The organism is Plantibacter sp. H53, assembly GCF_001650455.1.
Lineage (GTDB): Bacteria > Actinomycetota > Actinomycetes > Actinomycetales > Microbacteriaceae > Plantibacter > Plantibacter flavus_A.
This window is the reverse complement of record NZ_LWCT01000009.1, coordinates 12,649-32,985: the sequence shown is the minus strand read 5'-3', so window position 1 is coordinate 32,985 and position 20,337 is coordinate 12,649. Positions and strand designations below refer to the sequence as shown.

Sequence of the window (20,337 nt, the reverse complement as noted above, 5' to 3'; positions counted from 1 at the left end):
CCGACGGAACGCGCGGCCCTGAGGGGTCGCGCGTTCCGTCGTCGTGTCGGCCTGCACTCTCGTGACCGCTTGTATATCACTCATTCGTCGGCTAGTATTTCACGTGTAGAATCAGACATTCGGAAACCGACCGGAGATCTCCCCCATGAAACCAGCCGTCCTCGCCGCCGTGACCCTTGCGCTCGTCGGCACCCTCGTCGCCTGTACGTCCGCACCGATCGCCAGCGTGGCCGAACCTGCCGTCACCCAGTGCACCGGCCGTGATGTCACCATCGGCTCGGACGGCGCGAACGTGCGCCTCATCGGCGACTGCGGTGCCGTGACGGTGCGAGCCGACGCCGTCACGCTGCATGCGGACTCGGCGACCTCGCTCACGGTCGACGGCGACGACAACACGATCAGCATCGACTTCGTCGAGCGTGTCGACGTCGTCGGATCCGGCAACGACCTCACCTGGCTCGACGGCGCCGAGCTCGCCGAGGACGCCTTCCCCGGCAACACCCTGGCGCCGGCTCAGTGACCACCCTCCCCGACATCCCGTCCCCGTGCGGCCGCCCGGCCGCAATCGTTCTCTCGAAGGAAACAGCATGAAACCCCCTCGCTGGCGTTCGCGCCTGCAACTCATGGCCGGCACCCTGGCCATCACGACCGCGCTCGGTGGTGTGCTCTCGGCGCCGGCTGCGGCGACCACCGACCTCCAAGCCGTCGGCTCGTTCACCGAGTTCAAGCTCTCGATCACGGACGACGGCATCGTCGGCACGCTCGACCCGGCTGCCGACAACGGACTCATCGCGACCGGCTCCTCGGCGATGTTCGCCTGGTCGCTCGGAAGCGACGGACTCACCGACGGTGTCGCCTCGCAGACCCTGCCCGAGGGGTGGGTCTGGGACGAATCGTCCCTCATCAAGTTGAACAACGACTCTCCGACGTTCACCTCCCGCTACGTGCTCGAGGACGGTGGGCGCACGCTCCGTGCGACGATGTCGATCCCCTCGGGGTCGCTCGTGACGGTCGACGGTCTCACCGCGACGATGAACGGATTCACGACGGCCCCCGGCACGGTGTACGACGCGACGGTCGTCTACGAGGACGGCACGGGCGCTCGAGAGGCGTCCGGCGGGACGCTCACGACCGTGGGTGAGTACCGCTCGGACCTCACGCCGGTCGGTGGCCAGTCCAACGCGCTTGGCCAGTACGACTTCGGGAACGGTCTGGAGGACGCGATTCCGCTGTCCATCGGCGTACAGCTGACCTCGTTGCTCGAAGCCGGACAGCGGCGGCCCATGGAGATCGACCTCCCGATCGACGTCACCCTGACGTACGACGGTCCCACCGCCGGTGGCGTCGAACTCGAGAGCGACCTTGCGGAAATCGTCTCCGTCGACGGCAAGGAGATCACCCTACGGATCACCTCCCTCCCGATCAGCGACGTGGCTCCCACCCGCCTGGCCATCCGGCCGACCCTCTGGTACCCGAAGGACGACGTCCCTGAGAAGGCGGCCGATGCCATCGTGATCCCCTACACCCTGACGGGTCCCGATTGGACCACCAACGGTGGCTCGACCATCGTCGGTGCGATCGGTGGTCAGTCCTCAGCGCGTCTGACGCAGAACCTGAAGGACGACGAAGAGGGCGGCTGGGTCCTCGCTCCGCCGACGGCGGGCATCTCCGCAGCACGCTACATCTCCGGAACGCCGAGCTATCCGCCGCTCAACGCGTCCCGCTGGACGAGCGTGAGCAACAGTCTGGTGTCGCCGGACGCCGAGCTCTTCTCCGAGGGGACGGTCACCCCGCCGACCCGCGCGGAGTCCGGCCAGACCCGCAGCCAGGGGCTGACGAACCTGGTCACCCACCAGTTCTGGAATCCCGAGGAGGCTCAGTTCGTCCTCGACACCCCGGCCGTGGCTTTCGGTGTCGTCCGCGACAGCACCCTCCAGCAGCAGCCGGCCGACCGGTTCCTCGTCCAGTACACGAACGGAACCGATCAGCAGGACCCCGAGAGCAACGCCTGGTTCGACACGCCGCAGGAGGCCGGGGGCCCCACGGCGATCACCGGGGTGCGCGTGCAGTACCTCGGAGAGAGTTGGCAGAAGGACGTGATCGGGCGCGTCGCAGACTTCAAGCTGTCCGTCCGTGTCCCGTTGGAGGCGCGTGCGCCGGTCGGATCCTGCATCACGATCAACCACACCTGGACGGCGGACGAGACCGGTGCCCGCGGACAGCGGACGAGCACCTGCGTCGAGCTGTTCACCACGAACCACTCGCTGGCAGCGGGTTCGGCGTCGGTCGTCGGTGGCAACTCCGTCGACCAGATCGCGCAGACCAGCCTGGTTCGACCGGCCGGCGCACGCCTCGACGCTGCGCCCATCACCTTCGACGCGGTCCGCACCGAGGTGCGACTCGACTCCGCGGTGACGGCCTTCGACGTGTCGCGTCTCGACCCGGCGTGGCGAGTCGTCGGCGTGCGCGAGGCCGACCTCGGCCCCGATGGCCTCCCCGGCACCCGCGACGACCGCGCTCCCGCGTACGTCACGCTCGAAAGCACGGCCCCGGTCGTGCTCGATGCGTCGTCCACGTCGCTCAAGCCCGTTCGCATCGGCACGACGGTGTCGGTCCAGCGGCCGGTCAAGCCGAACGCTTGGACCGGCGGGACCAACGGCACCCTGTCCACCTTGAGCACCCTCTCCGGCATCGGCGACACGGCGCTCCAGGCGTCCTCGCGTGTCAACGTCGTGCAGGTGGACACCCTCTCGCTGAGCGGCGCCGCGGGGAAGCCGCAGATCGAGTCCGACGACACGTCGATCGACTTCACGACCTATTGGTACAACTTCACCCGGAGCAACTACGAGGGCAACGTCGTGTTCCTCGACGTCCTGCCATACAACGGCGACGCCCGCGGCTCCAGCTTCTCGGGGACCGCCACGCTCCAGAGCCTTCGCCTGTTGGGCGTCGAGCCGGCGACGGTGCAGGTCACGACCGCCGATCCTCGCCTCATCGGCGATGCGCCCGGCGACGAGGTCGAGTGGGTCGATCTCGCCGAGGACGCCGATCTCTCCACCGTGACCGCTGTGCGTGTCGTCTACGTCGGGTTCAACTCCACGGCCGCGGGTGGCCTCCGTCTCGACCTCTCGGTGGAGGGGCAGGAGGCGGGAGACGTCTACCAGAACAGCGCCGACGCCTACTTCGGATCGAACTCGGTCCGTCTCCGGACGCCGAACCAGACGTCCGAGGTCGTCGGCTCCACGGTCGGCGGTGTCGTCTTCGACGACCGGAACGGCGACGGCGTGCAGCAGGCCGACGAGCCCGGCCTGGCCGACGTGAGGCTCGACCTCCGTCCGGCCGGCGGCGATGCGATCGAGCAGAGCTCGACCGCATCGGACGGGACGTTCTCGATCGACGGGCTCGTTTCCAGCCAGGAGTACGAGGTGGTCGTCGACGGCACGACGCTCCCGGCGTCACACCTGCAGACCGCCGGTTGGCAGGATCGCCGAGACGACGTCGCCGGTCCGTTCACGGTCCCGATGGGAAGTGGTCGCGACGACCTCGTGTTCGGGTACCAGACCGTCGACTCGAGCATCGTGCTCGACAAGCGTGCGACGTTGCCCGAGGGGGATCTCGAGGTCGGCTCGGTCATCGACTACACCTTCGTCGCCACGAACAGCGGGCAAGGAACCCTCAGTGACGTCCAGTTGGACGACGACCTCCGGGGCCTGAGCGAACTCGCCTTCGACTGGCCCGCCGAATCCGGTGTGCTGGCTGCCGGGGCGACCGTGCAGGCGACGGCGAGCTACACCGTGACGCAGTCCGACATCGACCGTGGTCGCCTGACCAACGATGCGACCGTCGCCGGGACCGACGCGCTCGGAAGCGCTGTCAGCGATGACGACAGCATCACCGTCGATCTCGTCACGGGGGCTGCGGTGAAGGTGTCGATCGTGGGCAGCGTGCGCGACGAGGTCGCGGCCGGTGCCGCGGTGGACTGGACCGTCACCGTCGAGAACGCCGGCTTGCCGACGCTGCGTGATGTCGAGGTTCGCGATGGCGAACAGTCGATCGGCAGCTGGGACACCCTCGCGCCCGCGGCGATCGAGATCACCACGTTCGAGACTTCCCTGACCCAGTCCGACATCGATGCCGGCCTGGTATCCCGATCGGTGGAGGTGGAAGGGTTCCACGCTGCGGACGGTTCGTCGGTGACCGATGAGGACACTGCGGAGGTGCCGCTGGACGTGGCCGGTGCGGTGTCGATCGAGGTGTTGCTGAACGGAGAGGATGTCGTTTCGGCTCCTGGTCCTGAGGTGACGGTCGGCGAGTCGATCGAGTGGACGTACGTGGTCACGAACACCGGTATCCGCACCCTTGCTGATCTGTCCGTCTCGGATTCGTTCGGGTCCGAGCTGGCGGTCATCGAGACGCTCGCCCCGGGCGAGAGCCGCGAGATCACGGTCGATTCCGACGCGGTGTTCGCTGAGCAGACGGTCACCGCGGAGGTCGTTGGTGTCGAGGCGGGCGATCGGCCGATGGGTCCGGTGCGTGCTGAGGACGTCAGCTGGTACGAGGGTGTGATCGACTCCTCGATCACGGTCGACGAGCGGGCGATCCTGCCTGACGGCGACCTGGTCGTCGGCTCGGTGATCGAGTTCGAGCTCACCGCGACGAACACGAGCGCCGGCACCGCATTGACGGAGGTCCAGGTCCGCGACCGGTTCGCTGGAATGGGTGAGCCGGAGGTGGTGTGGCCGGGCGAGCCCGGGACGTTGCAGCTCGGCGAGTCCGCGGTCGCGACGGTGGAGTACACGTTGACGCAGGCTGACATCGATCGAGGGTCCTTGACCACGGATGCGGTCGCGTCCGGCGTCGACCTCGCCGGCGACACGGTCGAGGCCGGTGACTCGGTCACCATCGATCTGGCAACGGGTGCTGCGGTGACGGTGTCGATCGTGGGCAGTGTCCGTGACGAGGTCGCGGTCGGTGCCACGGTGGACTGGACCGTCGCCGTCGAGAACGCCGGGCTGCCGACGCTGCGGAACGTCGAGGTCCACGACGACGAGCAGACGATCGGGACCTGGGAGTCTCTGGCCCCCGGCTCGATCGAAGTGACCACGTTCGAGACCACGATCACGCAGTCGGACATCGACGCGGGCTTCGTCTCGCGCGAGGTGTCGGCGTCGGGAGCACATGCTGCCGATGGATCGCGGGTCTCCGACGACGACCTGGCCGAAGTGCAGCTGCCGACCGCCGGTGAGATCAGCGTCGAGGTGCTGCTGAACGGCGAAATCGTCGAGGAGGCTCCCGGGCCGGAGATCCTGGCTGCTGACGGCATCACGTGGACGTACATCGTGACGAACACCGGTCCGCGGACACTCACGGACGTCGTCCTCGACGACGGCATGGAGCCCCGGTCAGCCTTGTCCGTCGACGGTGAGCTGGCACCAGGTGCGTCGGTCAGCGTCGATCTCGAGGAGCGCGCCGAGCTCGGCGCACACCACCGGATCGTCACGACGACCGCGGAAGACGGGTCTGGATCGTTCGACGACGGCGTGCAGCCTCGCTCGCTGGTATCCGCCTCCACCGAGTCCTGGTACGTCGGAATCGTCGTACCGGAGACGCCCGAACCGAACACGCCGGCACCCGTCGTCTCGTCCGGATCGACGGACGGTCCGCTCGCGAAGACCGGAGCCGAGGGCGCCTTCCTCGGAGGCGCAGCGGCACTCGCGCTGCTCGGGATCGCCCTGGGCTTCGGCCTCATCGTGCGCCGCCGTCAGCGTGAGGAGGTCGGCTCGGACCTGACGGAATGACGAGACGGTCCTGCCCGGGGTTCGGGCAGGACTGATCGGCCCAGGCCGGCGGCGGGGTCGTCTCATGCGGAAGCGTGAGGCGGCCCCGCGCTCGCGTCGTGCGGCGTGCCGTCTGGCGAGAGCTCGGGACGGAACTGTGCGCCTGCGAGGACGTCCAAGGCCCCGGTCACCAAGCCTGTCGACAAGGATCCTTCGACGCGCGCGGTGACCGGGGCCGGTCGAGTGAGGAGACGGTTACGCCTTCGCGGCTGCGGGCTTCCGCGCAGGAGCCTTGCGGGCGGGCGACGTCGCGGGCTTCGCTGTTGTGGAGCGTCCGGCACTCAGTGTCGACTGCTCGGGCAGCGGCTGCAGGGTCGTGAACCGCGACAGCTGCGTCACGTGGTGAGGCTGCAGCTCGTCGAGCGAGGCGACACCCAGCAGCTTCATCGTGCGCACGATCTCACCCGAGAGGATCTGGATCGCACGATCGACGCCCTCGCGTCCACCGGCCATGAGCCCGTACAGGTAGGCGCGGCCGATGAAGGTGAAGCGCGCACCGAGCGCGACGGAGGCCACGATGTCGGCGCCGTTCATGATGCCGGTGTCGAGGTGCACCTCTGCGTCCTTGCCCACCTCGCGCACGACGCTCGGCAGGAGGTGGAACGGGATCGGCGCGCGGTCGAGCTGGCGGCCGCCGTGGTTGGAGAGCTGGACGGCGTCCGCACCGAGGTCGACGGCGAGCTTCGCATCGGCGACCGACTGGACGCCCTTGACGATGAGCTTGCCCTTCCACTGCTCGCGGATGTATTTGACCTCGTCCGGGCCGACGGTCGGGTCGAACATCGTGTCGATGAGCGCCGCGACGGTTCCCGACCAGCGGTCGAGGCTCGCGAAAGCCAGTGGCTCCGTGGTGAGGAAGTTGATCCACCATGCCGGGCGGGGGAGCGCGTCGACGATGGTCTTCGGGGTGAGCGACGGCGGAATCGTCATGCCGTTGCGGACGTCGCGCAGGCGGGCGCCGCCGACCGGGGTGTCGACCGTCACGACGAGGGTGTCGTAGCCGGCCGCGGCCGCGCGATCGACGAGCGCCATCGACCGTTCGCGCTCGCTCCACATGTACAGCTGGAACCAGTTGCGCCCACCGGGTGCCGCCGCCTTGACGTCCTCGATCGAGGTCGTGCCCATGGTCGACAGGGTGAAGGGGATCCCCGCGGCCGCGGCGGCGGAGGCCCCCGCCCGTTCGCCCTCAGTCTGCATCATGCGGGTGAAGCCGGTCGGCGCGATGCCGAAGGGGAACGCGACACGCTCGCCGAGGACGTCCCAGCCGGTGTCGACGTTCGCGACGTTCTTCAGGACGGCCGGGTGGAACTCGATGTCCTGGAACGCCTGCCGTGCCCGAGCCAGTGAGATCTCGCCCTCGGCGGCGCCGTCGGTGTAATCGAAGGGCGCCGTCGGCGTGACCCTCTTCGCGATCGCCCGGAGGTCGCTGATGGTGGTGGCGGCCGCCAGCCGTCGCCGGCGAGCGTTGAACTCCGGCTTCCTGAACTGCATGAGCGGCAGGAGGTCATGGGGCTTGGGGATGCGGCGTTCAACCATGGTCTGTCTCTTCTTTCCGCGAACTGTCGCTTGAGGTGGGTGTCGAGGGGTGCGGACTGTCGTCTTCTGACCGTTCGCGAGCCTGGTAGTAGTTGGTGATGTGGGAGCGGACGGAATCGCGGGCCAGCGGGGCGTCGGCGTGACGGATCGCCTCCACGATGCCCCGGTGCTCGGCGCGCAGGCGGTCGGCGGTGGCTGACCACGACGCCAGTTGTGGGACACCGGCCAGGACGTAGCGCTCGATGGAGTCGCGGAGGCCTGACATCGTGGCGACGAGGACCTGATTGCCCTCCGCCTCGGCGAGCGACAGGTGGAACTGCGCGTCGAGGGCGAGGAACTCGGCCTCCGTGAGCGTCGACTGGTCCATCGCGTCGAGCAGGGACTCGGGGTGCGTGAGATCGGGGACGGTCGTTCCGGCGCGCGACGCGAGACTGTGGACGACCGCGGTCTCGATCACGAGCCGGGTGTCGACCACGTCCTGGACGGCGAACCCTTGCGCGGCCACCTGGAGCCGCATGAGGGTGGCCATGCCACCGGACGGCGTGGCGACGATGATCGCGCCGGCGGTGGGGCCGGATCCCGTGTGGGTGCGGATGAGTCCCAGAACCTCGAGGACGCGGATCGCCTCGCGGACGCTGGACCGACCGACGCCGAGGTCGATCGCGAGCTGTCGTTCGCCGGGCAGGCGGTCACCGGGGGTGAGGACACCGCTGAGGAGGTCCGACTCGATGCGGGCGAGCACGACCTCCCAGGCCCGGGGCTCCGCCGCTGGGGTGGCGGGCTGCGTCGCCGGGGCCGCGGCCGGCGCGGCCGTCGCTGGTGCGTTCATCGATCCTCCTTCGACACTGCGGTGTGGTCAGACCACAAACCCTACCTCTTGAACCGATTCAACGCGAGCCCTTCTCGCAGATTTCTCTGCGAGGGGGTTTCGGCGGATATCGACGCCCGTCTCAGGTGCGGAGGACGATGTTCTCCGGCTCCTCGTCGGCCAACAGATGTTCGATCTGCCGACGCAGGAGACGCGCCATCCGCGGCAGCATGGCGCTCGTCGCACCCCCGATGTGCGGGGAGACGAGCACGTTCGGCAGGGACCACAGCGGGTGGTCGGCGGGCAGTGGTTCGGGGTCGGTCACGTCGAGCGCCAGTCGGATGCGACCGCTCGTCGCGTGCTCCACCAGGGCGTCGGTGTCGGCGACGGGGCCGCGGGCGACGTTCACGACCAGGGCGTCGTCGGGCAGTGCCGCCAGGAAGTCGTCTCCGATCAAGCCGCGGGTGCTGTCGGTCAGCGGGACGACGACGATGACGATCTCCGCGTGCGGCAGGAGTTCGGGCAGTTCGTCGATGCCGTGGATCGGCCCCCGCTCGTCCTCCCGCGCGCTCGACGCCACCCGAATGACCTCCACCTCGAACGGGAGCAGGCGCTCCTCGATGGCCGCACCGACCCCGCCGTACCCGATGAGGAGCACGCGGCGGTCGGCGAGGCTCGGGCGCTGGCTCTGCAGCCATTCGCCCGTCCGCTCGGCCCGCACGAAGTCGGGGATGCCGCGCTGCGAGGCGAGGATGAGCCCGACCGTGAGCTCCGCCGTCGAGGCCTCGTGGACGGTCGCCGCGTTGGCGAGGGTGATGCCCTCCAGGAGGAGGTCCGCGAGGCCGTCGTAACCGATCGACTGCACCTGGACGAGCTTCGGCGTCACCGCACCGACGTTCGCGAGCGGTTTGTTCGAGCCGAGGTACACGGGCACGACGAGGTCGATGTGCTCGACCGGCGGTTCGGTGCGCAGATCCCATTCGACGAACTCGACGCCCTCGGGGAGGGGTCCCTGCGACAGCACCTCCTCGCGCAGGTCGGCGGGCAGGCTGACGATGAGTGGAGAAGCGGTCATGCTGCGACGCTACCGGCTGACGGTCGTGGAGCCGGCAGGCTTGCGCGGCTCGTAGCGGGTCGGCTCGAAGGAACGGGCGACGAGGGCGCGCAGGGACTCGAGGTCGCCGTCGATGATCCCCACCGCCCTCGCCTGGACGAGGACGTTCCCCAGTGCCGTCGCCTCGACCGGGCCGGCGATGACGGGGATCCCCGCACGGTCGGCCGTCAGCTGGCAGAGGAGCGTGTTCTGGGATCCGCCGCCGACGACGTGGATCGCGCGCACCTGGACCCCGGACAGCTCTGAGGCCGTGTGGACGGCGTCCGCGAACGCCTGCGCCAGGCTCTCGATGATGCACCGGACGAACTCGGCACGGGACTGCGGGACCGCCCGCCCGTGCTCGGTGAGGAACCCGGCGATGCGCGCCGGCAGGTCACCGGGGGCGAGGAACCGGGCGTCGTTCGCATCGAACACCGAGACGGGTGCGTCGACCGCGGCGGCCTGGGCGATGAGCCCGGGGAGGTCGATCGTCTCGCCCCCGCGCTCCCAGGTGCGCACCGACTCGCTCAGGAGCCAGAGTCCCATCACGTTGTGCAGGAAGCGGGTGCGTCCGTCGACGCCGCCCTCGTTCGTGAAGTTCGCCGCTCGACTCGCCTCGGTGAGGACCGGGCGTTCGAGCTCGACCCCGACGAGTCCCCAGGTGCCGCAGGAGATGTAGGCGGCATCCGGGGTCGTCATCGGGACGGCGACGACCGCTGACGCCGTGTCGTGCGAGCCGATGGCGGTGACGGGGGTGGAGGAGGCCAGGCCGACCTCGGCGGCGACCGCTTCGAGGAGCGTCCCGATGCGATCGCCCGGCTGGACGATGGGCGGGAGGATCGTCGCCGGGATGTGGAGCCGGCCGAGGAGCTCGGTGTCCCAGGCGGTCGGTTCGCCAGCGCGGACGAGGCCGGTGGTCGACGCGTTGGTGGCCTCGGCGACACGGGCACCCGTCAGCCAGTGCGCGATGAGGTCGGGCACCAGGAGCGCGGTGTCGGCGACGTCGAGCATGCCGGCGTCGCGATCGGTCGCGAGCTGGTAGACGGTGTTGAACGGCAGGAACTGCAGGCCGTTCACGCGGTAGAGGTCGGCGAAGGGGACCGTTCCGTGGACCGCCTCGACACCTGCAGCCGTCCGTTCGTCGCGGTAGTGGAACGGTGCGCCGAGGAGGCGCCCCTGCCGGAGGAGGCCGTAGTCGACCGCCCATGAGTCGATGCCGATGCTCGCCAGGTGCGGCTCCTGCTTCGCTGCGCCCGACAGCCCCGCGATGATCGAGCGGTACAGCTCGAGGATGTTCCAGTGCAGGCCGTCCGGCGTGCGGACGGGCGTGTTCGGGAACCGCGCTACCGGTACGAGGCGCAGCTCGCCGGGGCCGACGTAGCCGAGCATGACCCGCCCGCTCGTGGCCCCGAGGTCGACCGCCGCGACGGTGCCGCTCCGGCCTGCCGCGCTCATCGCAGGAAGGCCGCGGCCACGCCCGCGTCGACGGGGATGTGCAGTCCGGTCGTGTGGCTGAAGTCGCTCGTGCAGATCGCGAAGACCGCATTCGCGACGTTCTCCGGGACGACCTCGCGCTTGAGGATGGTGCGCTGCGCGTAGAACTTGCCGAGGTCCTGCTCGTCGATGCCGTACGTCTTCGCGCGGTTCGCACCCCAGCCCGAGGCGAAGATGCCGGAGCCGCGGACGACCCCGTCGGGGTTGATGCCGTTCACCTTCACACCGTACTCGCCGAGCTCTGCGGCGAGGAGACGGACCTGGTGGGCCTGGTCGGCCTTCGTCGCGGAGTAGGCGATGTTGTTCGGGCCGGCAAACACGGAGTTCTTCGACGAGATGTAGACGATGTCGCCGCCGAGCTTCTGGTCGATGAGCACGCGTGCGGCGGCCTTCGAAACGAGGAACGAGCCCTTCGCCATGACGTTGTGCTGGAGGTCCCAATCGGCCTCGGTGGTCTCGAGGAGCGACTTCGACAGCGAGAGACCGGCGTTGTTGACGACGAGGTCGAGCCCGCCGAAGGCCAGGACCGTCTCGTCGATCGCGGCCTGGACGGCTGCCTCGTTCGAGACGTCGGCGGCGATGCCGATCGCGACGTCCGTGGTGCCGAGCTCGGCTGCCGCGGCCTGCGCCTTCTCCAGTGAGAGGTCGGCGATCGCGACGACCGCGCCCTCCGCGACGAGACGCGTGGCGATGGCCTTGCCGATGCCGGATGCGGCACCGGTGACGAGCGCGATGCGGGTCGCGAGCGGCTTCGGTTTCGGCATCCGCTGCAGCTTCGCCTCCTCGAGCGCCCAGTACTCGATCGCGAACTTCTCGGCCTCGTCGATCGGCGCGTAGGTCGAGAGTCCCTCGGCGCCGCGCATGACGTTGATGGCGTTGACGTAGAACTCGCCGGCGACGCGGGCGGTCTGCTTGTCCTTGCCGAAGCTGAACATGCCGACGCCCGGGACGAGGACGATGAGCGGGTCGACACCGCGGATCGCCGGGCTGTCGGCCGTGGCGTGGCGGTCGTAGTAGGCCTGGTAGTCCTCGCGGTACGCCTCGTGCAGGGTGCCGAGGCGCTCGATGACGTCTTCGACGCTCGCCGTGGCGGGCAGGTCGACCGTGAGCGGCTTCACCTTGGTGCGGAGGAAGTGGTCGGGGCAGCTCGTGCCCAGTGCGGTGAGGCGCGGGTGCTCCGCCGAGGCCAGGAAGTCGAGGACCTCGGGGCTGTCGGTGAAGTGGCCGACGACGGGACGGTCGGCGGAGGCGAGCCCGCGGATGGTGGGCGCGAGGGCCGCCGCCTTCGCACGACGCTCGGCCTCGGGGAGGGCCGCGTAGCCGTCGAGCGCCGGACCGAAGGGCTCGGGGCGGGAGTTCGCCTCGATGTAGGCGGCCGCGGTGTCGATGATCCACAGCGAGTTCGCCTCGGCCTCCTCGGAGGTGTCGCCCCAGGCGGTGATGCCGTGCCCGCCGAGGATGGTGCCGACCGCCTGCGGGTTGTCGGCCTTGATGGCGGCGATGTCGAGGCCGAGCTGGAAGCCGGGGCGACGCCATGGGACCCACACGACCTTGTCGCCGAAGATCTTCGCGGTGAGTTCGGGGCCGTCGGCGGCGGTCGCGATGGCGATGCCGGAGTCGGGGTGCAGGTGGTCGACGTGGGCCGCGTCGACGAGGCCGTGCATGGCGGTGTCGATCGATGGAGCCGCGCCGCCCTTGCCGTGCAGGGTGTAGTCGAAGGCGGCGACCATCTCGTCCTCGCGGTCGAGGCCGGGGTAGACGTCCTGCAGGGCGCGCATGCGGTCGAGGCGAAGGACCGCGAGACCCTCGGGCTTCAGCGTGCCGAGGTCGCCGCCGGAGCCCTTGACCCAGAGGAGCTCGACCGGCTCGCCCGTGACGGGGTCGATCTCGGTGCCCTTGGCCGAGGTGTTGCCGCCGGCGTAGTTGGTGTTCTTCGGGTCGCTCCCGAGGCGGTTGCTGCGGGCGATGAGCTCTGCAGCGGTGGGGTTCACGGACATTCGCACTCCTTCGTCGGGGCACGTCCGTGCCCAGTGTTCAATCGTGTTAAGTGTCACACGAAGTGACAGATCTCGCAATGGCGGATGTCCCGATCTCAGGAGGGCTGTGGCGCGTCGCGGTCGTCGCGGAGCGACGCGCGGGGTGACTCCTGAGAACGGGACGTGCGGGGCCGGGTGCTCAGAGGAGTTCGACGGCGTCGCGGTAGGCGTCGAGCGCGGGGTCGGTGGGGTCGAGTTCCGTGACGAGGAGGTCGATGTCCGCCAGGGCGAAGCCGACCGCCATCGCGCGCTGCCCCAGCTTCGAGGACGCGGCGACGAGGATCGTCTCGTCCGAGGCACGGGCGAACGCCTGCTTGACCTGCGCCTCCTCGAGGGTGACCTCCGAACTGCCGACGGTCGAGTCGATCGCGGCGGCCGACAGGAAGAAGCGCCGGTAGAGCACCGACGACGCCGCCTGGCAGGCGATGGGGCCGATGAAGCTGTCAGTGCGCGGCTCGGCCTGGCCGCCGACGAGGATGGCCGTGATCTCGCGGTTCGCGCCGGCGAGGAGGAAGTTCGGGTAGGAGTTGGTCGCCACCGTGAGCGTCGACTCGCCGAGCAGTCGACTGATGCCGCCGGCCGTGCTGGAGGCGTCGATCGCGATCGCGCCGTCCGTCGGGATGAGTGACCGGAGCTTCTCGACGATCGCGCCCTTCTCGCGGACGCCCGTCGCGGACCGCTCGGTGAAGGTCCTCGGGCGCAGGGTCGGGATCGCCCCGCCCCGGACGCGCCGTACCAGGCCGAGCTGCTCGAGGTCGGCGAGGTCGCGTCGCACGGTCATCGAGGACACGTCGAGCTCCGCAGCCGCGTCGTCGAGGCGGATGCTGCCGTCGCGTTCGAGGATCGCGGTGAGCCGGGTCCGCCGTTCCTCGGCGCCGAGCGTGCCGGTCGTGGCCATGCCGCCCCCTGTCCTTCGGTGTCGGACGTGTCCGTTCGTGTCCGTGTGAACAGGATGTCACAGCGGGGGGAGGTCTCGGTCTGGTTCAGAACTCAGGAGGCCTTCGGCGCGTTGGTCGCGTGACGCGGCGTGGCGCCGCGCCGCGCCGCAAGCGTCCTGAGTTGCGAACCAGCGTGCGTCACGGACGCCGAGGTATCTCAGGAGGCGGCGTCGATGAGCGTCTCGGCGGCGCGACGAGCGTGCAGCGCGGCCTCAGGGGAACCCGTGATGGCGGCGGTGGTCTGGGCGCCCTCGGCGAGGATCGCGAGCTGGGGTGCGAGTGATGCCGGCGCGCCGGCGTCGGCGACGAGGTCGGCGACGTAGTCCTGGAAGGACGCCTTGTGTTCGCGGGTGATGGTGGCGACCGCCGGCGAGACGCCCCCGAGCTCCCCGAAGGTGTTGATGAATCCGCAGCCGCGGAACGAGTCGTCACTGAACCAGCCGGCCAGGTAGTCGTAGATCGCGAGGAGGCGGTCTCGGGGCGTTTCGGCGTCGTCCACGAGGGCGCTGACGCCGGTGGTCCAGATCGCGTGCCGGTACTCCATGACCGCGAGGACGATGTCCTCCTTGCTCGGGAACTCCGAGTACAGGCGCTTCAGCGATACGCCTGCCGCCGAGCGCAGCTCGTCCATGCCGACGGACTGGATGCCCTTCGCGTAGTACAGGCGGTCGGCGGCGTCGACGATGATGTCGCGCACGGAGGCCGGTGTCGCGGGTGCGCTCGCCGGGCTCGGCGACGCGATGGTCATCATCTGTTCGCTGGTCATTCCATCAGTGTACTTGCATCGAGAACGATCGTTCCCTATGCTGATGGACACCGAAGAGAACGATCGTTCTCAATTCGGGGCGTGGAACCGGGCGACGAGCCCGGACGCCGAAGACGAAAGGAATCGAACCATGTCGTTCATCACCGTCGGAACCGAGAACAGCACCTCCGTGGAGCTCTACGTCGAGGATCACGGCAGCGGCCAGCCCGTCGTCCTCATCCACGGCTACCCCCTCGACGGCTCCTCGTGGGAGAAGCAGACCGCGGCGCTCCTCGACGCCGGCTACCGCGTCATCACCTACGACCGCCGCGGCTTCGGCAAGTCCTCCAAGCCCACCGAGGGCTACGACTACGACACCTTCGCCGCCGATCTCAAGGCCGTCGTCGACGGGCTCGACCTCCACGACGCGGTCCTGGTCGGCTTCTCGATGGGCACCGGCGAGGTCGGCCGCTACCTCGGCACCTACGGCTCGGAGCGCGTCGCGAAGGCCGTCTTCCTCGGATCGCTCGAGCCGTACCTGCTGCAGACCGATGACAACCCGACGGGCGTCCCGCAGGACGTGTTCGACGGGCTCCTCGCCGCCGTCACCGACGACCGCTACGCGTTCTTCACCAGCTTCTTCGAGAACTTCTTCAACACGGACGAGAACCTCGGCTCGCGCCTGAGCGAGGAGGCGCTGCGGGCCAACACGCAGCTCGCCTACAACGCGTCGCCGTACGCGTCGGTCGCGGCGCAGCCGACCTGGCTGACCGACTTCCGGGCCGACGTCGCGAAGATCGACGTCCCGTCGCTCATCGTCCACGGCACCGGCGACCGCGTCCTGCCGATCGACTCCACCGGTCGCGTGTTCGCGAAGGCGCTGCCCTCCGCCGAGTACGTCGAGATCGAGGGCGCCCCGCACGGCATGCTCTGGACCCACTACCGCGAGGTCAACGAGCAGCTGCTCGCCTTCCTCGCGAAGTAGTCGGCTCGGTCGGTTCGCAATTCAGGTCCGTTCCGGCGCGTCGGTGAGCTCGGCCGGCGCACCCGGGGTGACACGCCGCGCGCGTCCTGAGTTGTGAACGTCCGGATGTGGATGAAGCCCCGCGACCGGGTCGGTCGCGGGGCTTCCTCGTGCTCGGGTGTGCCTAAGCGCCCCAGCTCGCCTGCGTCCCGCCGACGCGCTCCTCGGCGATGTGCTGCTGGTAGCCCGAGGCCAGGTAGGCGCCGAACGGGTCGGCGGGCAGGCCGCGGCTCTCGCGCCAGGCGGCGAGCGGCCCGCGGACGTCGGTGTAGAACGCGTCCATGAGGATGCCGTTCGCGCCGAGCACGTCGCCGGCCTCCTGTGCCGCCGTCAGTGCGTCGCGGTCGACGAGCAGTGCGCGCGCGGTCATCTCCTGCACGTTCAGCACCGAGCGGATCTGACCGGGGATCTTGTCCTCCACGTTGTGGCACTGGTCGAGCATGAACGCGACCGGCGAGTCGTCGTCGAGGCCGCCGCCGCGGACGACCTCGTAGAGGATCCGGAACAGCTGGAACGGGTCGGCTGCACCGACGATGAGGTCGTCGTCGGCGTAGAAGCGCGAGTTGAAGTCGAACGAGCCGAGCTTCCCGAGACGCAGGAGCTGGGCGACGATGAACTCGATGTTCGTGCCAGGCGCGTGGTGGCCGGTGTCGAGGCAGACGAGGGCCTGGTCACCGAGCTGGGCCACCTGGGCGTAGGACGTTCCCCAGTCGGGGACGTCGGTGTGATAGAACGCCGGCTCGAAGAACTTGTACTCGAGCACGAGTCGCTGCTCCTCGCCGAGGCGGGCGTAGATCTGCTGGAGCGAGTCGGCCAGGCGGTCCTGCCGGCCGCGGATGTCCTGCTGGCCCGGGTAGTTGCTGCCGTCGGCGAGCCAGATCTTGAGGTCCTGCGAGCCGGTCGCGTGCATGACGTCGATGCAGGCGAAGTGGTGGTCGATCGCCTTCTGACGGATCACCGGGTTGCTGTGGGTCAGGCTGCCGAACTTGTAGTCCTCGTCCTGGAAGGTGTTCGAGTTGATCGTGCCGAGCGCGACGCCGTGGTCCTCGGCGTAGCGACGGAGCGCGCTGAAGTCGTCCACGAGGTCCCACGGGATGTGGAGTGCGACCTTCGGCGCGAGGGCGGTGAACTCGTGCACCTTGGCGGCGTCGGCGATCTTCTCCTCAGGCGTCCGCGGGGTGCCGGGCGTCGTGAACACCTTGAAGCGGGTGCCGGAGTTCCCGAACGCCCAGGAGGGGAGTTCGATGGCTTGCTTCTCGAGCAGGGGGGTGATGGTGTCGAAACTGGTCATGGTCACTTCTCTGTGCGTGTTCCGGTGGTCTTGGGCGCGTTCACGGCGCTGACTGCAGCATACGTGAATCGTTTCAATGATGCTACTCGTGCAGGGCGGCGAGCTGGTCCTCGAGGTGGAACACCTCGGTGAGCTGGAGGAAGCCCTGGTCCGGCGGGAGGTCGAGGTCGACGAAGAACTCACCCATCTCGGCCTGCCAGCGGGCGTTGACCTCGGTCTCGGCCATGCCGGCCTGGGCCGCTTCAAGGGACGCCGTCTCGAAGTACCCGATGAGGAGGCCGTCGTCGCGGACGAAGAGCGAGTAGTTGTGCCAGCCGGTGTCGGCGAGAGCCCGCAGCATGTCCGGCCAGACGGCGGCATGGCGTTCGCGGTACTCCGCGAGGCGCTCGGGTTTGACCTGGAGCTGGAAGCACACGCGGTGCAGGGGTCGGGCACTCGTCATCGAGGCGCACCTTTCGGTTCGGTTCACGGACGCTCTGAATCGATTCAGAGGATCGCAAGCAGCGTATCCGGGCGATCGGCCGCGGGTCAACGGACCGGCTGACCGGACGTCTGAAGATCTGGACAGGGTGCATCGACCGTTCGGCGTTCAGGGCGCGCCCGTCGTCCGCGACGATCACCCCTGGACACCCCGGAGCGAAGTCCCTAGCGTGGAACGTATGGCTGCCGACGACGCGCCACCCGATGCACCCACGATCGACGGTTCCGACGGTTCGGAGGAGACGGCCGTCGCCTCGGAGGGCCCGCACTGGCGTCGCGACGTCGCGGTGTTCCTGTCCGGCCAGACGGTCTCGCTGTTCGGCTCGATGCTCGTGCAGTACGCGATCATGTGGCACCTCACACTCGAGACGAAGTCCGGTGTGGTGCTCGCGTTCGCCGCCGTCGCGGGGTTCCTGCCGCAGGCGATCGTGTCGATCTTCGGCGGGGTGTGGGCCGACCGCATGAACCGCAAGCTGCTCATCATCGCGGCCGACGGCTCGATCGCCATCACGACCCTCGCGCTCGCGATCTTCCTCATCAACGGCGCCGCCGAGCTCTGGCTCATCTTCCTCACGCTCGCGATCCGCTCGGTCGGCGCGGGTATCCAGATGCCGGCGGTGTCGGCGCTCATCCCGCAGATCACGCCGACCGACAAGCTCATGCGGGTCAACGGCATCAACGGATCCATCCAGTCGGCCATGATGCTCGTCGCGCCGGCTGCAGCCGGTGCGCTGTACGCGAGCGCGTCGCTCGTCGCGATCTTCTTCGTCGACGTCGTCACGGCCGCGATCGGGATCGGGCTGCTCCTGCTCGTGCCGGTGCGGACGCTCGTTCGGTCGGGCGAGCGCCCCGGCTACTTCGCCGACCTCACCGAGGGCGTGCGCTACGTCTGGCACCACGGCTTCGTGCGATGGCTGCTCATCCTCTTCGCGATCGTGTTCCTGCTGGTCGTCGCGCCGTCCTACCTCACGCCGCTCATGATCGCCCGCACCTTCGGCGACGAGGTCTGGATGCTCACCGTGAACGAACTCGCCTTCAGCGTCGGCATGGTCGGCGGCGGCGCGATCATCGCGATCTGGGGCGGCACCAGGAACCGCGTGCTCCTCATCGTCGGGTCCTCGGTGGTGTTCGGGGCGCTGTCCATCGGGCTCGGACTCTCGACCAACCTCTGGGTCTTCTTCGGCTTCATGTTCCTGCTCGGGATCGCGGTGCCGTTCTTCTCGACGACGTCGATGACCCTGCTGCAGGAACGCGTCCAATCGGAGCGTCAGGGTCGCGTGTTCGGGTTCGTCGGCATCGTCATGGCGGTGTCGATGCCGCTCGGGATGATCGTGTTCGGGCCGCTCGCCGACGTCGTGTCCGTCGAAGTGCTCCTCGTCGTCGCCGGCGTGCTCACCTTCGTGGTGCTCGCCGTCGCCGTGCTCGTGCCGTCCGGGCGACGGGCGATGGCCGAGGTGACGAAGCAGCCGTGATCCGCTCCGGCCGTCCGGTCAGGGGAGCTGCGCCGAGTAGCCCTCGCGGTAGGTGGGATAGCGGTAGGCGAATCCGGTGTCGCGGAGGGCGGCCGCCGTGATGCGCTTGCCGTGGTGCGGTTCTTCCGGGGTGCGACCGGCGTCGTCGAGCGTCGGGGGAGCGACGCCGAGTCGATCGGCGAGGAAGTCGGCGACCGTCGACAGCAGGACCGGCTCCTCGTCGATGCCCGCCACGACCGGCGGGAGCGATGCCGCCGGCAGGTCGAGCAGGTGCACGATCACGGCAGCGGCGTCGTCACGGTGGATGCGATTGGTCCAGCCGGACGGCCGGGTGACGCGGCCGTCGCGGACCTGGTCGACGAACATCGTGGCCGTCGGACCGTAGAGGCCGCCGAAGCGGATGGCGCTCGCCTCGGGCACGGCGGCGAGGACGGCCTCCTCGGCTGCGAGCAGGGCGCGCGCGGTACCGGCGGTCGGGACGGCCGGCGTGGTGTCGTCGATCGTCTCCCCACCGTCCTCGCCCCACACCGCGGTCGACGAGACGAACAGGATGCGGGGTGGGGTGCCGGGGAGTGCGGCTACGGCAGCGAGGAGGTGCCCGACACCGTCGCGGTAGAGGGCGTCATAGGCATCGACCGAGCGTGCCCGGGGCGCAAGGGCCACGACGATCGCCGTCGTGTCCGCAGGAAGGTCGGGGACGGAGGTCGTGAGGTCGCGGAGCTGGAGCGTGAAGCGCCCCTCGACCGACTCGGGGGCCGGGTTCGACTCGGGCGCCGTGCGCTTCACGCCGACGACGTCCTCCCCACGGGCCAGGAGCCTCCCGGCGACGTCCGAGCCGAGCTGTCCGAGTCCCACGATCACGACGGTCATCGCTCCACCGTACCCGGCGCCAGGGGTGAGAATGGTGGGATGAGTGCTGCGGGGGAGTTCATCGACGCGGCGCTCCAATACGAGGGCGACGGCTATCGCGCAGCGGACGTGGCCGAGCGGCTGGGCGATGGACTTCAGTCCTACGGGTCCTCGGTCGGTGCGGTCCGCGGCACCGTGCGGGACGCGCTCCGGAAGTTCCGCGGGCTGGAGCACGACGAGCTGACAGCCCTCGCCTCGGAGCTGTGGGCCGTGCCGGTCTTCGAGCGCCGGCTCGCCGCGATCGTCCTGCTGCAGTCGAGCGTCCCGGTGCTCAAGCGCACCGACCTGACGCGGATCGAAGGTTTCGTCCGCGCCGGTCGAGTGCCCGAGCTCGCCGACCCGCTGGCCACCGACGTCATCGGACCGCTCCTGGAGCGCCTCGACGGGACGCCCCGGACCAAGGCCGAGAGCGTCCTCGACCGCTGGATGCAGGACGAGCCCTGGTTGCGACGTGCGGCGCTGCTCGCCCCGATCCGCGAGCTCGGTGCGGGTGGCGGCGATGTCGATCGCGCCACCCGTCGGCTGGCCGTCGCCCTGGACGGCTTGCAGCGGCCGGCGCCGATCGCCGTGGTGGAGCCCGCGATGGAGCGTCTTCGCGCCGTGCTCTGATCCGTCCTGTCGCGAGCGCCCTTCGACAGGCTCGGGGACCGGGTTCAGCGCAGGGGCCGACGCGG

Annotated in this window: 15 protein-coding genes; 5 read left to right on the top strand and 10 right to left on the bottom strand. The window is 69.3% G+C overall.

The window, feature by feature from the left end:
- Window positions 1-145: 145 nt before the first annotated feature.
- Window positions 146-520, top strand: coding sequence for a DUF3060 domain-containing protein (locus A4X17_RS06615; RefSeq protein WP_064294880.1), 375 nt, complete (start codon window positions 146-148; stop codon window positions 518-520).
- Window positions 521-587: 67 nt separating this feature from the next.
- Complete coding sequence (locus tag A4X17_RS06610) at window positions 588-5,798, top strand: SdrD B-like domain-containing protein (RefSeq protein WP_082915978.1); 5,211 nt, start codon at window positions 588-590, stop codon at window positions 5,796-5,798.
- A gap of 234 nt (window positions 5,799-6,032) precedes the next feature.
- On the opposite strand, the gene A4X17_RS06605 is transcribed toward A4X17_RS06610, so the two are convergent.
- From A4X17_RS06605 to A4X17_RS06575, 7 genes are all read right to left on the bottom strand, one after another.
- Entirely contained in the window at window positions 6,033-7,373 is a 1,341-nt protein-coding gene (locus tag A4X17_RS06605) for an alpha-hydroxy acid oxidase (protein ID WP_082915977.1), read from the bottom strand.
- Window positions 7,366-8,202, bottom strand: coding sequence for a FadR/GntR family transcriptional regulator (locus A4X17_RS06600; protein WP_064294878.1), 837 nt, complete (start codon window positions 8,200-8,202; stop codon window positions 7,366-7,368). The genes A4X17_RS06605 and A4X17_RS06600 overlap by 8 nt, the downstream gene beginning before the upstream one ends.
- Before the next feature lie 121 nt (window positions 8,203-8,323).
- Window positions 8,324-9,256, bottom strand: coding sequence for a 2-hydroxyacid dehydrogenase (locus A4X17_RS06595; RefSeq protein ID WP_064294877.1), 933 nt, complete (start codon window positions 9,254-9,256; stop codon window positions 8,324-8,326).
- 9 nt (window positions 9,257-9,265) lie between these two features.
- Window positions 9,266-10,729 carry a rhamnulokinase family protein gene (locus A4X17_RS06590; RefSeq protein WP_064294876.1) on the bottom strand — a complete coding sequence of 488 codons (1,464 nt, stop codon included), beginning with the start codon at window positions 10,727-10,729 and terminating at the stop codon, window positions 9,266-9,268.
- On the bottom strand, window positions 10,726-12,765 hold the full coding sequence (locus A4X17_RS06585; protein ID WP_064294875.1) for a bifunctional rhamnulose-1-phosphate aldolase/short-chain dehydrogenase: 2,040 nt from the start codon (window positions 12,763-12,765) through the stop codon (window positions 10,726-10,728). Before A4X17_RS06585 ends, A4X17_RS06590 begins: the two co-directional genes overlap by 4 nt.
- Before the next feature lie 178 nt (window positions 12,766-12,943).
- The gene (locus A4X17_RS06580) at window positions 12,944-13,702 is read right to left on the bottom strand and encodes a DeoR/GlpR family DNA-binding transcription regulator (protein ID WP_064294874.1); all 759 of its coding nucleotides are present in this window, start codon (window positions 13,700-13,702) and stop codon (window positions 12,944-12,946) included.
- Window positions 13,703-13,899: 197 nt separating this feature from the next.
- Window positions 13,900-14,490 (bottom strand): TetR/AcrR family transcriptional regulator, encoded by a 591-nt coding sequence (locus A4X17_RS06575; protein ID WP_064294948.1) that lies wholly within the window; start codon window positions 14,488-14,490, stop codon window positions 13,900-13,902.
- A gap of 148 nt (window positions 14,491-14,638) precedes the next feature.
- Here A4X17_RS06575 and A4X17_RS06570 point away from each other — a divergent pair, with 148 nt between their 5' ends.
- Complete coding sequence (locus A4X17_RS06570) at window positions 14,639-15,472, top strand: alpha/beta fold hydrolase (protein ID WP_064294873.1); 834 nt, start codon at window positions 14,639-14,641, stop codon at window positions 15,470-15,472.
- Window positions 15,473-15,635: 163 nt separating this feature from the next.
- Here the strand turns inward: A4X17_RS06570 and rhaI are convergent, their stop codons facing one another.
- Both rhaI and A4X17_RS06560 read right to left on the bottom strand, forming a co-directional pair.
- Window positions 15,636-16,802 (bottom strand): L-rhamnose isomerase, encoded by a 1,167-nt coding sequence (gene rhaI / locus A4X17_RS06565; RefSeq protein ID WP_175118044.1) that lies wholly within the window; start codon window positions 16,800-16,802, stop codon window positions 15,636-15,638.
- A gap of 82 nt (window positions 16,803-16,884) precedes the next feature.
- Window positions 16,885-17,244, bottom strand: a complete 360-nt coding sequence (locus tag A4X17_RS06560; protein WP_197479032.1) for an L-rhamnose mutarotase — start codon at window positions 17,242-17,244, stop codon at window positions 16,885-16,887.
- A 217-nt stretch (window positions 17,245-17,461) separates the two neighbouring features.
- On the opposite strand from A4X17_RS06560, the gene A4X17_RS06555 reads away from it, so the two are divergent.
- Window positions 17,462-18,754 carry an MFS transporter gene (locus tag A4X17_RS06555; RefSeq protein WP_082915976.1) on the top strand — a complete coding sequence of 431 codons (1,293 nt, stop codon included), beginning with the start codon at window positions 17,462-17,464 and terminating at the stop codon, window positions 18,752-18,754.
- Window positions 18,755-18,772: 18 nt separating this feature from the next.
- Here A4X17_RS06555 and A4X17_RS06550 read toward each other — a convergent pair whose 3' ends face one another.
- Window positions 18,773-19,624 carry an NAD-dependent epimerase/dehydratase family protein gene (locus tag A4X17_RS06550; protein ID WP_064294871.1) on the bottom strand — a complete coding sequence of 284 codons (852 nt, stop codon included), beginning with the start codon at window positions 19,622-19,624 and terminating at the stop codon, window positions 18,773-18,775.
- A 39-nt stretch (window positions 19,625-19,663) separates the two neighbouring features.
- On the opposite strand from A4X17_RS06550, the gene A4X17_RS06545 reads away from it, so the two are divergent.
- The gene (locus A4X17_RS06545) at window positions 19,664-20,272 is read left to right on the top strand and encodes a DNA alkylation repair protein (RefSeq protein WP_064294870.1); all 609 of its coding nucleotides are present in this window, start codon (window positions 19,664-19,666) and stop codon (window positions 20,270-20,272) included.
- The last annotated feature ends 65 nt before the right edge of the window (window positions 20,273-20,337 follow it).

Bases quoted from the DNA above. Each gene is read 5' to 3' on its own strand.
- A4X17_RS06605 (WP_082915977.1), bottom strand. From the start codon at position 7,373: ATGGTTGAACGCCGCATCCCCAAGCCCCATGACCTCCTGCCGCTCATG.
- A4X17_RS06555 (WP_082915976.1), top strand. From the start codon at position 17,462: ATGGCTGCCGACGACGCGCCACCCGATGCACCCACGATCGACGGTTCC.
- rhaI (WP_175118044.1), bottom strand. From the start codon at position 16,802: ATGACCAGTTTCGACACCATCACCCCCCTGCTCGAGAAGCAAGCCATC.
- A4X17_RS06570 (WP_064294873.1), top strand. From the start codon at position 14,639: ATGTCGTTCATCACCGTCGGAACCGAGAACAGCACCTCCGTGGAGCTC.
- A4X17_RS06575 (WP_064294948.1), bottom strand. From the start codon at position 14,490: ATGACCATCGCGTCGCCGAGCCCGGCGAGCGCACCCGCGACACCGGCC.
- A4X17_RS06615 (WP_064294880.1), top strand. From the start codon at position 146: ATGAAACCAGCCGTCCTCGCCGCCGTGACCCTTGCGCTCGTCGGCACC.
- A4X17_RS06545 (WP_064294870.1), top strand. From the start codon at position 19,664: ATGAGTGCTGCGGGGGAGTTCATCGACGCGGCGCTCCAATACGAGGGC.
- A4X17_RS06595 (WP_064294877.1), bottom strand. From the start codon at position 9,256: ATGACCGCTTCTCCACTCATCGTCAGCCTGCCCGCCGACCTGCGCGAG.
- A4X17_RS06610 (WP_082915978.1), top strand. From the start codon at position 588: ATGAAACCCCCTCGCTGGCGTTCGCGCCTGCAACTCATGGCCGGCACC.
- A4X17_RS06585 (WP_064294875.1), bottom strand. From the start codon at position 12,765: ATGTCCGTGAACCCCACCGCTGCAGAGCTCATCGCCCGCAGCAACCGC.
- A4X17_RS06550 (WP_064294871.1), bottom strand. From the start codon at position 19,624: ATGACCGTCGTGATCGTGGGACTCGGACAGCTCGGCTCGGACGTCGCC.
- A4X17_RS06580 (WP_064294874.1), bottom strand. From the start codon at position 13,702: ATGGCCACGACCGGCACGCTCGGCGCCGAGGAACGGCGGACCCGGCTC.
- A4X17_RS06600 (WP_064294878.1), bottom strand. From the start codon at position 8,202: ATGAACGCACCAGCGACGGCCGCGCCGGCCGCGGCCCCGGCGACGCAG.
- A4X17_RS06560 (WP_197479032.1), bottom strand. From the start codon at position 17,244: ATGACGAGTGCCCGACCCCTGCACCGCGTGTGCTTCCAGCTCCAGGTC.
- A4X17_RS06590 (WP_064294876.1), bottom strand. From the start codon at position 10,729: ATGAGCGCGGCAGGCCGGAGCGGCACCGTCGCGGCGGTCGACCTCGGG.